Raw genomic sequence first — 13,906 nt, 5'->3', positions numbered from 1 at the left:
CTAGCCTTTGAGCCCCAGGCGCTCGCCCGCATAGCCGTTGCGCAGGCGTTGCCACCAGTCGCGGTTGGCGATGTACCAGCGCACGGTTTCGGCCAGCCCGCTTTCGACGGTGTGCTGCGGCTTCCACCCCAGTTCCCGTTCGATCTTGCTGGCGTCGATGGCGTAGCGATGATCGTGGCCGGGACGGTCGCTGACGAAACGGATCAGGCTGCGGCGCGGAGCGCCACTGGGCAAGGCCTCGGTTTCCTTGTCCAGGAGATCGGCAATCGTCTCGACAATCTCGATATTCCGGCGCTCGCCCGTGCCGCCCACATTGTAGCTCTCGCCGATGCGTCCCTGGGTGAGGATCAGCCACAGCGCCCGGGCGTGATCGTCCACATGCAGCCAGTCGCGCACGTTGTTGCCCGCGCCATAGACCGGCAGCTCGCGCCCCAACAGGGCATTCGTGGTGGTCAGGGGGATCAGTTTTTCCGGGAACTGCCAGGGGCCGTAGTTGTTCGAGCAGTTCGACAGCACGACCGGCAGCCCATAGGTGCGATGCCAGGCGCGTACCAGATGATCCGATGCGGCCTTCGACGCCGAATAGGGGGAGGAGGGGTCGTAGGGCGTCGTTTCGCTGAACAGCCCCTCTTCGCCTAGGCTGCCGAAGACCTCATCGGTCGAGATGTGATGAAAGCGGAAGGTGGCTTTCCGTTCCGGACTCAACCCCTTCCAATGGACCAGGGCTGCCTGCAGCAGCGAGAAGGTGCCGACGATATTGCTCTGGATGAAAGAGGCAGGACCATCGATGGAGCGGTCGACATGGGTTTCTGCCGCCAGATGCATCACCGCATCGGGATCATATTCGGCCAGAATCTTGGCGATGGCGCCCTGATTGGTGATGTCAGCCTTGATGAAGGCATAGCGAGGGTCGCCGATGTAGCCTTCAAGGCTATCGAGATTGGCGGCATAGGTCAGCTTATCGACATTGACTACCTGCGCGTCCGTGTCGCGCAGGATGTGCCGAACGACGGCCGATCCGATGAAACCGGCGCCGCCCGTGACCAAGATTTTCATGCGGACACCTGTTCAAAGGCAAAATGTTGCGGCAGGTCGGCGAGCAGCGGCAGTTCCCGATCCTTGGCCGAGACGATGGCTTCGGTCTCGGTGACGGGCCAGGGGAGGGCGAGAGCAGGGTCGTTCCAGCGTACGCCGACTTCCAGGTCAAGATTCCAGAAAGCGGTCTTCTTATAGAAGACGACGGTTTCCTGAGTCAGCGTGCAGAAGCCATGGGCGAAGCCGCGCGGCACATAAAGCTGCTCGCCCTTCTCGGCCGTCAGTTCGACGGCGACATGGCGCCCGAAGGACGGCGAGCCGACACGCAGGTCGACGATGATATCGAGGATGCGTCCCCGCAGCACCCGCACCAGCTTGGCCTGCTGCATCGGGTCGATCTGGCAATGCATGCCGCGCACGGTTCCGGCCGAAGTCGACAGGCTTTCGTCATCCTGGACAAAATCATCCGTGATACCGGCGGCGGCCAGGGTGTTCCGGTTATAGCTTTCGACAAAATAGCCCCGCTCGTCGCCATGGCGGTTCGGTACCAGCAGCTTGGCGTCGGGAATGGCGAGTGTTTCACACCGCAAAGAACGGCTCTCCCAGATCGATTTGCATGCGCAAGATTGGCATCAGCCCCGCGCTTTGCATGATTATGGCAGCTTGACCCGGCGGCGTCCCCTGCCTAATTAAGGACTAGAACAGTCCGAATTGAAAAAAGAAGGTCCCGAACCACCGTGATCCTGGTCAGCAAGCTTGCAGATTATGCCGTCGTTCTTGCGACGCGCCTTGCCGTAGTGCAGGGCGAGGCGAGTCTGTCGGCGCAGAGCCTGGCCGATGCGACACGGCTTCCGGCTGCGACGGTCGCCAAGGTGCTGAAAGCCTTGGCGAAGGCAGAGATCGTCATTGGCGCGCGCGGCGCGACAGGCGGCTATCGGCTGGCAAGGCCGCCCCGCGATATCACGGTGGCCGATCTGGTGGCCGCGATCGACGGGCCGCTGCTTTTAACGGAATGTTCGGGCAGTGCAGGTGAAGATCACGGAAACTGCGAACATCAACCCTACTGCGGCACCAAGCTGCATTGGGGCCGGATCAATACCGCGGTATCAACCGCTCTCGCGGCGGTGACGCTGCAGGATATGATGTCGGTGCCGGACTTTATGGCGGTGCCGTCTAAAAACGACGAGACCAAAAAAGAGAATAAAAAGCCGCAACAGACGGCTTTGTCGGAAAGGGTTTGAAGATGACGGCGGTCCCTATTCCGCTTTCTGCCGAAGAGGCAGTGGCGGGGCAGAGCTATAAATACGGCTTCGTGACGGACATCGCGACGGATGACGCGCCTATCGGCCTGTCCGAAGACACCGTGCGTTTCATTTCCGCCAAGAAGAACGAACCGGAATGGCTGCTCGACTGGCGACTGAAGGCTTTCCGTGTCTGGCAGGAGATGGAGCTGCCGACCTGGGCCAAGCTCGACCTGCCGGAAATCGACTTCCAGTCCTACTCCTATTATTCCGCTCCCAAAACGACTGCCGGACCCAAGAGCCTCGACGAGGTGGATCCCGAGCTGCTGAAGACCTACGATAAGCTCGGTATTCCGCTGAAAGAGCAGGAATGGCTGGCCGGTGTCGCGGTCGACGCGGTGTTCGACAGCGTATCGGTCGGCACGACGTTCCGGGGCAAGCTGGCGGAGATGGGTATCATCTTCTGCTCGTTTGGCGAGGCGGTGCAGGAACATCCCGAACTGGTGCAGAAGTACCTCGGCAGTGTCGTGCCGGTGGCCGATAACTATTATTCGGCGCTGAATTCAGCCGTCTTCTCTGACGGGTCTTTCGTCTATATCCCGCCGGGCGTGCGTTGCCCGATGGAGCTATCCACCTACTTCCGCATCAATGCCCGCAACACCGGGCAGTTCGAGCGTACCCTCGTGATTGCCGACAAGGAGGCCTACGTCTCCTATCTGGAAGGCTGCACCGCTCCGCAGCGTGACGAGAATCAGCTGCATGCGGCGGTGGTCGAACTGGTGGCGCTGGAAAAGGCGCAGATCAAATATTCAACCGTTCAGAACTGGTACCCCGGCGATGCCGAGGGCAAGGGCGGCATCTATAACTTCGTCACCAAGCGTGGTGCCTGCCGGGGCCGGAAATCCAAGATCTCCTGGACCCAGGTCGAAACCGGGTCGGCGATCACCTGGAAATATCCCTCCTGCATTCTGCAGGGCGACGAGTCGGTCGGCGAATTCTATTCGGTCGCCATCACCAACAATCGTCAGCAGGCCGATACCGGCACCAAGATGATCCATATCGGCAAGAACACGACGTCGACGATCATCTCCAAGGGGATCTCCGCCGGTAAGGGCCAGAACACCTATCGCGGCGGCGTCAAGGTTCTGCCCAAGGCCAGTGGTGCCCGCAACTTCACCCAGTGCGATAGCCTGCTGATCGGCGACAAGTGCGGCGCCCACACGGTGCCTTACATTGATGTGCGCAACTCGACGGCCCGGCTGGAGCATGAGGCGACCACCTCCAAGATCTCCGAGGATCAGCTGTTCTACTGCCTGCAGCGCGGGCTTTCGCCCGAGGATGCGCTGTCGCTGATCGTGAATGGCTTTGCCAAGGAAGTGCTGAAGGAACTGCCGATGGAATTCGCGGTCGAGGCCCAGAAGCTTCTCGCGATCAGCCTTGAAGGCTCTGTCGGCTAACTTGCCCCGCAAGTGGGCATCTGAAGGTTTTGAGGAATAGAAGCATGTTGGAAATCGTCAATCTGCACGCAAAGGTCGAAGGCGAGGAACAGCGGGAGATCCTGAAGGGCCTTTCGCTGACCGTCAAAGCCGGTGAAGTGCATGCCATCATGGGGCCGAACGGGTCGGGCAAGTCGACGCTGGCGAGCGTGTTGTCCGGGCGTCCGGGTTATGAGGTGACGGCCGACAAACTGACCTACAAGGGCCAGGATCTGCTGGAGATGGAAGCCGAGGTGCGGGCGCGCGAAGGCGTCTTCCTGGCATTCCAATATCCGGTGGAAATCCCCGGCGTGAACAATATGTACTTCCTGCGCGCGGCCCTGAATGCCAAGCGTCGGCACAATGGCGAACCGGAACTGGATGCCGGTGCCTTCCTGAAGCTGGTGCGCGCACAGATGAAGCAGATGTCGATCAAGGACGATCTGTTGCAGCGCCCCGTCAATGTCGGCTTCTCGGGCGGCGAGAAGAAGCGGAACGAGATTTTCCACATGTCGATCCTGCAGCCGTCACTCTGCATTCTCGATGAAACCGACAGCGGTCTCGACATCGATGCGCTGAAGGTGGTGGCCGATGGCGTCAATGCCTTGCGCTCGCCCGACCGCGCCTTTGTGATCATCACCCATTATCAGCGCCTGCTCGACTATATCCAGCCGGATGTCGTGCATGTGCTGGCGGGTGGCAAGATCGTACGGACCGGCGACAAGACCCTGGCGGCGGAGCTGGAGCGTACCGGCTACGGCGACCTCGCCCAGCCGGCGGCCTGATCCCATGAGCGTCGCAGCCGCATATCTCGATCTACCGCCCAGCCACTCGGAAGGCGAGCCGGGCTTGGTCACGGCCCAGCGTCAGCAGGCCCTCGACCACTTCCGCACAAAATTGTTTCCCAAGCGTAACAATGAGGCCTGGCGCCTGACGGACCTGAAGCCGTTGGAAGGTACGTTCTTCCCGCCGGCAAGTGAATTGGCGGATCCGAATGCTGTTGCTCAAGCCGGGCGCATTGTGGAACAGGAACGTTTAGCGGATAGCCTCTGCCTTGTGTTCGTCAACGGACTGTATATCTCGCATCTATCCTCTCCGGAGCGACCAGATGGCGTGATGATTGCGCAGCTGAAAAATAAGCCCACTGCGGCGGAACCCCTGCTGGCTTTGATCGAAAATGGTTTCTCAGCTTTAGCTGCAGCGCATTTTCTCGATGGGCCTGTCGTTCGCATCGAAGGCGAAGTCGAACGCCCCATCCAAATCATCCATATTAGTCTTAATGACGAACCGACCTCGGTCCATAGCCTCACCCGCATCGATCTGGCGGCGGAAGCGTCGGCAACTGTGCTGGAAACCCATATCGGCCGTGGTTCCTACTGGAGCAATCAGGGCAGCCTGATCGTCGTCGGGGCCAATGCCAACCTCACCCACGGCAAGATCATTGCCGAGGATGACAGCGCCCATCATCTGGCGCGGCAGGCGGTGCGGATCGCGGCAAATGCCAAATACGACGGCTATGTGCTGGTCAGCGGCGGCAGCCTCGTTCGTCAGGACACGATGGCCGACCTGCAGGGCGAAAAAGGTTTTGCCGGTTATAACGGGCTGATCCTGCGCAAGACGGCGCAGGCGACCATCGCCACCGAGATCACCCACGACGCCCTTGCCTGTGAAACCCGCGAAGTCGTGAAAAGCGTCGTCGAAGGCGACGGCCATGCGGTCTTTCAGGGCAAGATCACGGTCACGCCGGAAGGCCAGAAGACCAATGCCTATCAGCTCTCGCAGGCGATGCTGCTGACGGATACCGCCCGTGCGGATGCCAAGCCGGAGCTGGAGATCTTCGCCGACGACGTGAAGTGCAGCCACGGCTCGACCGTGGGCGATCTCGATGACGAGCAGCTGTTTTATCTGATCTCGCGCGGCATTCCGAAAGACGAAGCGCGCGCCATCCTGATCCGCGCCTTTGCCGAAGCCGCGCTCGATCCTATCGAGCATGAGGGGCTCAAGGCCTATATGGCCGCCCGCCTGGATGTCTGGTTGGGGGCGGCATCATGAATGTGATCCGTCTGGCCAATGACCGCCCGTCAGTGAAGGACGATTTCCCCGTCTTTGCCGCCAACGAAGGCTTGGTCTATCTCGACAGCGGGGCGACGGCGCAGAAGCCGATCTCCGTACTGGACCGGATGGATCATTTCTATCGTTACGCTAACGCAACGGTTCATCGCGGCGTCTATCGCCTGTCGGCAGATGCGACCGATGCCTTTGAAGCGGCGCGCAAGACGGTGGCGGATTTCATCAATGCCGAAGCCCGCGAAATCATCTTCGTTCGCGGTGCGACCGAAGGTCTGAACCTACTGGCCGACTGCCTGGGCCGCTCGGACCTGCTGAAGGCGGGCGATGCGGTCATCGTGTCGGAGCTTGAGCATCACGCCAATATCGTCCCCTGGCAGCTGCTGCGGGACGGGCGGGGGATCGAGCTGCGGGTCTGTCCGATCAGCGAAGAAGGTGGCCTCGACATGGCGGCGCTGGAAGCGCTGCTGGCCGATGGCAAGGTCAAGCTGGTCAGCGTGACCCATATCGCCAATGCCACCGGGACCGTGGTGCCGGTCAAAGAAGTTTCGCGTCTGGCGCGGGCCAAGGGCGCGATGGTTGCTATCGACGGCTGTCAGGCGGTTTCGCACCGGCCCGTGGATGTCCGCGATCTGGACGTCGATTTCTATGTCTTCTCCGCCCATAAGCTCTATGGGCCGACCGGGACCGGCGTGCTCTTTGGTCGCTATGAGCTGCTGGAAAAGCTGCCGCCCTATCAGGGCGGCGGGGCGATGATCACCACCGTGACCTTCGAGAAGACCGAATTTGCGCCGCCTCCGCAGCGCTTCGAAGCCGGGACGCCCGATATCGTCGGCGTGCTGGGGCTGGCGGCGGCTATCGATTATGTGAACGGTCTGGGCTGGGACTGGATCGCGGCGCATGAGGCGGCGGTGATGGCCCATGGTGAGGCGGTGTTGCGCGCCATTCCGGGCGTGACGATCCTGCCCGCAGGGCCGGAGCGGGCGTCGATCTTCTCGATCCTGGTCGAAGGGATCCATCCCCACGATCTCGGCACCATCCTCGACAATCACGATGTGGCGGTGCGGGCGGGCAGCCATTGCGCGCAGCCGCTGCTCGCCAAATACAATTGCTATGCGACCGTGCGTGCCTCGGTCGGGGTTTATAACGAAGCCGCCGATTTCGACCGCCTCGCGGCCGGGATCAAGAGCGCGCAGAAGCTGTTCGGTAAGGGGGCCTGAGGCCATGGCGGAATTCGATCTCCACGCCCAAGACGCACCGGAAGAGAACAAGGGGCAGGATACCCGCGATCTCGAGGAAAAGATCCTCGATGCCCTGCGCACGGTGTTCGATCCGGAAATCCCGGTGAATATCGTCGAACTGGGCCTGATCTATGACATCAAGATCTCCGAAGGCGGGTTGATCCAGGTCGAAATGACCCTGACCACGCCGAACTGCCCGGTCGCAGCCGATATGCCCGAACAGGTCGCCGATACCGTGCGCGCCGTGGAAGGCGTGTCGCATTGCTCGGTCGATCTGGTCTGGACGCCGCCCTGGACGCCGGATCGGATGAGCGAGGAAGCCAAGCTTCAGCTCAATATGTTCTGAGACATTAAGGGTCGCTTCGGCGGCCCTTTTCTTGTCTGGGGGGCAAGTTCCCGCTCGCCCGTCGGTGCCGTTCGTTGGATAACTCCCGGAGCGTGCAACTGACGGTGCGGTCCCCCGATGTACAAACTCTATTACGCCTCCGGTGCTGCCTCCATGGCTGTCCATGCGACGCTGCGGGAGATCGGCGCGCCCTTCGATCTGGTGAAGATCAACATCGCGGCAGGCGAGCAACGGTCACCGGAGTATCTGGCGATCAATCCGGCGGGCGTCGTGCCTGCGCTGATCGTCGACGGCAAGGTCCACACGGAATCGGCGGCGCTCTGTTATCTGTTGGCCGAGCGTCACCCAGATGCGCGTCTACTGACCCCGGATACCCGGGTCGAGAGCCTGCAGTGGCTGGTCTATCTGACCAACATGGTGCAGTCGGAGCTGCAGTGCTGGTTCTATCCGGATCGCTTCGTGTCGGCCGCTGCGGGAGAAGACCTCAAAGCCGCCGTCGCCCTGCGCCTTGGCCGCGCCTGGACCCGTTTCGAGGATAGGCTGGCCCAGTCCGAGGGGCCGTATCTGTTCGGCGAGCGGTTGGATGTGGCGGATATCTATCTGGGTATGCTGGCCCGCTGGAGCCGTCAGCTGCCAAAGAAGGCAACGGACTATCCCCATGTCCGCCGCCATGCCGATGCCTTTCGCGCGCGCCCGTCCTGGTGTGCTGTTTCGGAGATCGAGGGCGTCGCCCCCTGGACCTATTGAGCCCGCCAGCGCCGCACCAGGCCCTCGGCAAGCTCCGTCGCGGCATCGACAACGGGAAGGTCGGTTGTCAGGTGCTGCAGGATGCCGGTCAGATCCAGGCAAGCGATCAGCAGACTATCGGTCCCTTCCTGCTGCGCGATATCTCCAAGATTGCTCCAAGCGGCTGCCAGGACGGCGGAATCCTGGGTTTCGCGAGTCAGCCCGAGCAACCTGTCGACCGCATCCTGCCAATCGGGAGTGATAGGCCTGTGTCCCCTGTTCAGCAGGGCGCGCTGATAGAGTCCAGCCTCCATCGTGGGGCGGGCGGCGATGATGGCAATCTGGCGCGGTGTAGCGCCGACGGCTTCCACGGCAAGATCGACCATGTTCAGGAGAGGCCGGGCCGGGTGTAACCGGTCGAGATAGACATGGGCGGTATTGCAGGCGATCCCCAGGAAGTCGGCACCGCCGGCAACCAGGCTCTTCAGACCCTCATCAATAGCGGCAACCATCGCTTCCGGCTCCACCGGCCGGTCGGGCCAGAAGGGCGCCGGTTGCGAGCAGATCAGCAACTTTGGGAAGTCGATGTCGTGACGGGCACCATATTGGCGTTCGCACGCATCCAGGACCAGGGTCAGGAAAGGCGCGGTGGATCGGGGACCCATGCCCGCCAGAATGCCGATAACCGCCTTTTTCATCACCTTGCCTCCCGTGGTTTTGGGAAAGGCTAGTCAGGCGATGCTCCAAGGCTCAAGCAGGGGATTGCCCTGGTGACAAGAACGGTGCTCAGGCGTCCACTTCGCCGCGCATGCGCTTGACGGCGGCATAGGCGGCATTGATGGCGGCCAGTTTCTCGGTTGCCAGGGCGATGGCTTCGGCGGGCATGCCCTGCGCCATCAGGCGGTCCGGGTGGTTTTCGCGCACCAGCTTGCGATAAGCGGTTTTAAGAGCATCTTCGTCCGCTTCGAAGGCGACGCCCAGGACACACCAGGGATCGCCCAGGCAGGCTGCTTCGCCCAGATGGCTGCGGATGATGCGGCTGAAGGCGGCGTTATCGAAGCCGAAAATCGTCGATACCTGGCGAAGATAGTCGAGTTCGGACGGATGGATACGGCCGTCGGAGCGCGCGATATGGGCGAGCCCACCCAATAGTTCTTCAAGGACGGGAGAGGCGGGGGTAAAAAGCTTGGCGATCTGCCGGGCGTAAGCCTCGAACCCTTCGGGGTGTTTGCGGGCGAGATCGAAGAGGCGCTGCACATTTGCCTCCTCGCCCGGATCGACCCGGTGGATCTCCCGGAAAGCCATCACCTCCGGTCGGGTCACTTCCCCATCGGCGCGCGCCATTTTAGCGGACAGGGCGATGACGCCCACGGTGAAGGCGACGGACTTCACCGCCTCATCCTCGGTCGGCAAGGGGACGTCGATATCGGCATACTGGTCATAGGCATGGCCGGCCGCCATGCCGATCAAACCCCCCAGTGGTCCGCCCAACAGAAGCCCCGTGGTACCACCGACGATCTTGCCCCAGACAGTCATTCCGCTTGCCCCTCCATCCAACAACCGAGCGTAAAGGGTCAGCCTCCCTTATCCAAGCGCTGTCGCAGCTAGGCGGCGGTCTGCTGGAGTTCTTGTTTGTTTGTTGCTTAGGCTGTGCTCTTTCCGGCAATCCCTTGCGTTAACGAATCGGTGTGCCGTCTTTTTGCCAGAATCCGCTTGACCCAAACCGGCTGATCCGTTTCCTAGCGAACTGCGTGCTCGTATGCGCTATCGTCATGACAGGTCGGCGGAGATCGACCGCATGCGAGTGACGACAGGGAAAGTTCTGGTTCTATCCGTGGCTTCGCGTGCCGTCGTCGGTTGCTGGTACCTACCAGCAGAACCGTCGATGCCGCGCCGTGGGATGAGTGGGGGACAGGTTGGAACACGAGATACTCTATTTTTCGCAGCAGCTCATAAACGGGCTGACGCTTGGGTCGATCTACGGGTTGATCGCCATCGGCTATACGATGGTCTACGGCATCATCGGCATGATCAACTTCGCCCATGGCGAGGTTTATATGATTGGCAGTTTCGTGTCGGTCATCGTCTTCACGCTGCTGGCGTCCTTCGGCATTGCGGCGGTCCCCCTGGGGCTGGTCGCGGTTTTGCTTTGCGCGCTTGTCTTCACCTCGGCCTATGGTCTGGTGATCGAGCGTGTGGCCTATCGGCCGCTGCGAGGCGCACCGAAGATCGCGGCGCTGATCTCTGCGATCGGCATGTCGATCTTCCTGCAGAACTATGTGCAGCTGGCTCAGGGCGCGCGCGTCAAGCCGATCCAGCCTGTGATCCGGGGCGGTGTTCAGCTGTGGCAGGGCGCCGACGGTTTCACCGTGCAGATCTCCTACATCCAGCTGGTCGTGATCATCCTGACCGTCATCATGATGGCGGTGTTCACCTACCTCATCACGAAGACCTCCTTCGGCCGTCAGCAGCGGGCCTGCGAACAGGACCGTAAGATGGCCTCGCTGCTGGGCGTGAACGTCGACCGCACGATCTCCATGACCTTCGTAATCGGCGCCTCGCTGGCGGCGGTCGCGGGCATGATGGTGACGATGTACTACGGCGTGATCGACTTCTACATCGGCTTCCTGGCCGGCATGAAAGCCTTCACGGCGGCGGTGCTGGGCGGGATCGGTTCGCTACCGGGCGCGATGCTCGGCGGCCTGCTGATCGGTCTGATCGAAGCCTTCTTCTCGGCTTACTTCCCGACCGAATACAAGGATGTCGCGGCTTTCTCGATCCTTGTGCTGGTCCTGCTGTTCATGCCCTCCGGTTTGCTGGGGCGGCCCGAGATCGAGAAGGTTTAAGGCCATGACCGATACAACTGCGCCCGAGTTGCGCAAAACTCTCGACCTTGGCGCGATATTGAAGGATGCCGCGCTGGCGGCCTTCGTCTCGCTGTTCCTTGCGATCCCCCTCCTGGGCATGGAAACCTACGACGCGGGTGGCCGCCTCGGCGTGCGCGAACGCTGGTGGTGGGTCGGCATCGCCGTCGTTGCCGTGTTCTTCGGCAAGGCCCTGGTCAATGTCTGGATGGCGCTGCGTCCGCAGAACAAGAAGCCGAAGACTGTGAGCGAAGCCTCCATCCGTCGCGGCCAGATCATTGTGAAGGCCCTGTCCTTCGCCATGCTGCTGTTCGCTCTGACGCTGCCTGCGCTGCCCTTCTCGGACCGTTGGTGGCTCGATAATGGCATCACGGTTCTCATCTATGTGATGCTGGGCTGGGGCCTCAATATCGTCGTCGGCCTCGCTGGCCTGCTCGATCTTGGTTATGTGGCTTTCTACGCGGTCGGCGCCTATTCCTACGCGCTGCTCTCGACGGCCTATGATATCTCCTTCTGGCTGGTGCTGCCGACGGCCGGTATTTTTGCCGCGATCTTCGGTATCCTGCTGGGCTTCCCGACCTTGCGTCTGCGGGGCGATTACCTCGCCATCGTGACCCTCGGGTTTGGTGAAATCATCCGTATCGTGCTGCTGAACTGGGGCTCCTTCACAGGTGGCCCGAACGGTATCGCGTCGATCCCGCGCCCGACCTTCTTCGGCTTCCCCTTCGCGCGCACCGCGCCCGAAGGCCAGACGGCATTCCACGAAGTGTTCGGCCTGGAATACAGCTCTGAACACCGTGTCGTGTTCCTGTATTTCCTCATTCTCGCCCTCGCTCTTATGACGAACTGGCTGGTGCTGCGCCTGCGTAAGCTGCCGATCGGCCGCGCCTGGGAAGCCCTGCGTGAGGACGAGATCGCCTGCAAGTCGCTGGGCATCAATCCGACCAACACCAAGCTGACGGCCTTTGCCATCGGCGCGATGCTGGGCGGGTTTGCCGGTGCGTTCTTCTCGGCCAAACAAGGCTTCGTCAGCCCGGAAAGCTTCACCTTCATCGAAAGCGCGACGATCTTGGCGATTGTGGTGCTGGGGGGCATGGGCAGCCAGTTCGGCGTCGTGATCGCGGCGACCGTGCTTGTGCTGTTCCCCGAACTGGCCCGCGGTCTGGAACTCTATCGCATGCTGATCTTCGGGCTTGCGATGATCCTGATCATGATCTGGCGCCCGCAAGGCTTCATGTCGCATCGCGAACCGACCTTGCGCCTCAATTCCGGCAAGGGAGCCTGATCCCATGAGCGTTCCAAACGATGCAGCCGTGAAGGATCCGTTGCTGTCCGTTGAGGGGCTGACGATGCGATTCGGTGGTCTGTTGGCCATCGACAATCTGTCGCTCGTCGCAGGTCAGCAGCAGATCACCGCCATCATCGGCCCGAACGGCGCGGGCAAGACGACCCTGTTCAACTGCCTGACGGGCTTCTACAAGCCCTCGTCCGGCAAGCTGACCTTCCATGCCCCCGAAGGCGATATCCGTCTGGAAAAGATGGATGGCTTCAAGGTGGCCTCGAAGGCCAAGGTCGTCCGCACGTTCCAGAATATCCGTCTCTTCCCGAAGATGACGCTGCTGGAAAACCTGATTGTCGCGCAGCACAACACGCTGATGAAGGCATCGGGTTATACCCTGCTGGGTCTGTTCGGTTGGCCGGGATACCGGTCGGCTGAAAAGGAAGCCGTGGATCGCGCCCGCTATTGGCTCGACCAGTGCGGGATGCTGGCGCTGGCCGATGAAGATGCCGGTAATCTTCCCTACGGCGCCCAGCGCCGGGTGGAAATCGCCCGTGCCATGTGCACCGGTCCACGTCTCCTGTGCCTCGACGAACCGGCCGCCGGTCTTAATCCGACTGAAAGCCTGGAACTTAACAAACTCCTTTATCGTATCCGCGACCGCGAGCGGATCGGCATCCTGCTGATCGAACACGACATGAGCGTGATCATGCAGGTGTCGGACCGCATCTACGTCATCGACCACGGCAAGCGCATCGCAGCGGGCACGCCCGAAGAGATCCGCAACGACCCTGTGGTCATCAAGGCCTACCTCGGCGAAGAAGAGCACGAGGAACTGCCGCCGGAAGTGCTGGCAGACGTTGGCGGAGAACTGGGGGCGCACCATGACTAACGGCCCGATGCTCGAATTCAAGGGCGTCCATACCAAGTACGGCCATATCCATGCGTTGAAGGGCATCGACGTTCACGTCAATGAAGGGGAGATCGTCACCCTCATTGGCGCGAACGGTGCTGGCAAGTCGACCATGCTGATGACGCTGTGCGGCTCGCCCAAGGCTGCCGCAGGTTCCATCAAGTTCCGGGGCGAAGAGCTGACGGGGCTGCCGACGTTCGAAATCGTCCGTCGCGGCATCGCCCAGGTGCCCGAAGGCCGTCGTATCTTCCCGCGGATGACCGTTCTGGAAAATCTCCAGATGGGCACGACGCTGGACGACAGCCATTTCGATGAAGATCTTGCACGCATGTTCAAGGTCTTCCCGCGCCTCGACGAGCGTAAGGCACAGCGCGCCGGGACTTTGTCCGGTGGCGAGCAGCAGATGCTGGCTATCGCCCGCGCGCTGATGAGCCGCCCCAAGCTGCTCCTGCTCGATGAACCCTCGCTGGGCCTTGCGCCGCTGATCGTCAAACAGATCTTCAGCGTTATCAAGGAACTGAACGAGCGTGACGGCATGACCATCCTGCTGGTCGAGCAGAACGCCTTCCATGCCCTGAAGATCGCTCACCGCGGCTATGTGCTACGGACCGGCGAGATCCAGCTTCAGGGAACGGGCAAGGATCTGCTGGCGAACCCGGAAGTCCGGGCGGCCTATCTCGAGGGCGGTCATTGATCGTCTAGGGAACGGACCCCAGAAA

The 13,906-nt window shown here is 61.4% G+C and carries 15 protein-coding genes; 11 read left to right on the top strand and 4 right to left on the bottom strand.

The genetic code is table 11. The annotated features are described in order from the left end of the window. Complete coding sequence (gene rfbB, locus ACFSM5_RS11690; protein ID WP_379876574.1) at positions 1 to 1,056, bottom strand: dTDP-glucose 4,6-dehydratase; 1,056 nt, start codon at positions 1,054 to 1,056, stop codon at positions 1 to 3. Further along, on the bottom strand, positions 1,053 to 1,625 hold the full coding sequence (gene rfbC / locus ACFSM5_RS11685) for a dTDP-4-dehydrorhamnose 3,5-epimerase (protein WP_379876572.1): 573 nt from the start codon (positions 1,623 to 1,625) through the stop codon (positions 1,053 to 1,055). The genes rfbB and rfbC overlap by 4 nt, the downstream gene beginning before the upstream one ends. Positions 1,626 to 1,772: 147 nt before the next feature. On the opposite strand from rfbC, the gene ACFSM5_RS11680 reads away from it, so the two are divergent. From ACFSM5_RS11680 to ACFSM5_RS11650, 7 genes are all read left to right on the top strand, one after another. Next, the gene (locus ACFSM5_RS11680) at positions 1,773 to 2,276 is read left to right on the top strand and encodes an SUF system Fe-S cluster assembly regulator (RefSeq protein ID WP_379876571.1); all 504 of its coding nucleotides are present in this window, start codon (positions 1,773 to 1,775) and stop codon (positions 2,274 to 2,276) included. A 2-nt stretch (positions 2,277 to 2,278) separates the two neighbouring features. Continuing rightward, positions 2,279 to 3,733, top strand: a complete 1,455-nt coding sequence (sufB, locus tag ACFSM5_RS11675; RefSeq protein WP_379876570.1) for a Fe-S cluster assembly protein SufB — start codon at positions 2,279 to 2,281, stop codon at positions 3,731 to 3,733. A gap of 44 nt (positions 3,734 to 3,777) precedes the next feature. Continuing rightward, positions 3,778 to 4,536 carry a Fe-S cluster assembly ATPase SufC gene (gene sufC / locus ACFSM5_RS11670; protein WP_379876569.1) on the top strand — a complete coding sequence of 253 codons (759 nt, stop codon included), beginning with the start codon at positions 3,778 to 3,780 and terminating at the stop codon, positions 4,534 to 4,536. 4 nt (positions 4,537 to 4,540) lie between these two features. Beyond that, positions 4,541 to 5,803 (top strand): Fe-S cluster assembly protein SufD, encoded by a 1,263-nt coding sequence (sufD, locus tag ACFSM5_RS11665; RefSeq protein WP_379876568.1) that lies wholly within the window; start codon positions 4,541 to 4,543, stop codon positions 5,801 to 5,803. After that, positions 5,800 to 7,038 (top strand): aminotransferase class V-fold PLP-dependent enzyme, encoded by a 1,239-nt coding sequence (locus ACFSM5_RS11660; protein ID WP_379876567.1) that lies wholly within the window; start codon positions 5,800 to 5,802, stop codon positions 7,036 to 7,038. Before sufD ends, ACFSM5_RS11660 begins: the two co-directional genes overlap by 4 nt. 4 nt (positions 7,039 to 7,042) lie before the next feature. Beyond that, positions 7,043 to 7,405 carry an SUF system Fe-S cluster assembly protein gene (locus ACFSM5_RS11655; RefSeq protein ID WP_379876566.1) on the top strand — a complete coding sequence of 121 codons (363 nt, stop codon included), beginning with the start codon at positions 7,043 to 7,045 and terminating at the stop codon, positions 7,403 to 7,405. Positions 7,406 to 7,522: 117 nt separating this feature from the next. Beyond that, positions 7,523 to 8,152, top strand: a complete 630-nt coding sequence (locus ACFSM5_RS11650; RefSeq protein WP_379876565.1) for a glutathione S-transferase family protein — start codon at positions 7,523 to 7,525, stop codon at positions 8,150 to 8,152. Here ACFSM5_RS11650 and ACFSM5_RS11645 read toward each other — a convergent pair. Together ACFSM5_RS11645 and ACFSM5_RS11640 are read right to left on the bottom strand one after the other, a co-directional pair. After that, complete coding sequence (locus tag ACFSM5_RS11645) at positions 8,146 to 8,829, bottom strand: aspartate/glutamate racemase family protein (RefSeq protein WP_379876564.1); 684 nt, start codon at positions 8,827 to 8,829, stop codon at positions 8,146 to 8,148. The two genes, ACFSM5_RS11650 and ACFSM5_RS11645, sit on opposite strands and share 7 nt — an antisense overlap. Before the next feature lie 88 nt (positions 8,830 to 8,917). Beyond that, positions 8,918 to 9,667 (bottom strand): TerB family tellurite resistance protein, encoded by a 750-nt coding sequence (locus ACFSM5_RS11640; protein ID WP_379876563.1) that lies wholly within the window; start codon positions 9,665 to 9,667, stop codon positions 8,918 to 8,920. Between the two features lie 392 nt (positions 9,668 to 10,059). Between ACFSM5_RS11640 and livH the strand changes: the two genes are divergently transcribed. The 4 genes from livH to ACFSM5_RS11620 are packed head-to-tail and all read left to right on the top strand — an operon-like array spanning position 10,060 to position 13,881. Next, complete coding sequence (livH, locus tag ACFSM5_RS11635) at positions 10,060 to 10,977, top strand: high-affinity branched-chain amino acid ABC transporter permease LivH (protein WP_379877297.1); 918 nt, start codon at positions 10,060 to 10,062, stop codon at positions 10,975 to 10,977. Between the two features lie 4 nt (positions 10,978 to 10,981). Continuing rightward, entirely contained in the window at positions 10,982 to 12,280 is a 1,299-nt protein-coding gene (gene livM / locus ACFSM5_RS11630) for a high-affinity branched-chain amino acid ABC transporter permease LivM (protein WP_379876562.1), read from the top strand. 4 nt (positions 12,281 to 12,284) lie between these two features. After that, positions 12,285 to 13,166, top strand: coding sequence for an ATP-binding cassette domain-containing protein (locus ACFSM5_RS11625; protein WP_379876561.1), 882 nt, complete (start codon positions 12,285 to 12,287; stop codon positions 13,164 to 13,166). A gap of 7 nt (positions 13,167 to 13,173) precedes the next feature. Continuing rightward, positions 13,174 to 13,881: an ABC transporter ATP-binding protein gene (locus ACFSM5_RS11620; RefSeq protein WP_379877296.1), complete on the top strand. Its 708-nt coding sequence runs from the start codon at positions 13,174 to 13,176 to the stop codon at positions 13,879 to 13,881. Positions 13,882 to 13,906: the final 25 nt, after the last annotated feature.

The sequence above is a fragment of the Lacibacterium aquatile genome (genome assembly GCF_042683105.1).
GTDB classification, from domain to species: domain Bacteria; phylum Pseudomonadota; class Alphaproteobacteria; order Elsterales; family Elsteraceae; genus Lacibacterium; species Lacibacterium aquatile.
Note: the sequence above shows the minus strand (reverse complement) of the source record. Positions and strands in the feature narration are given on the sequence as shown.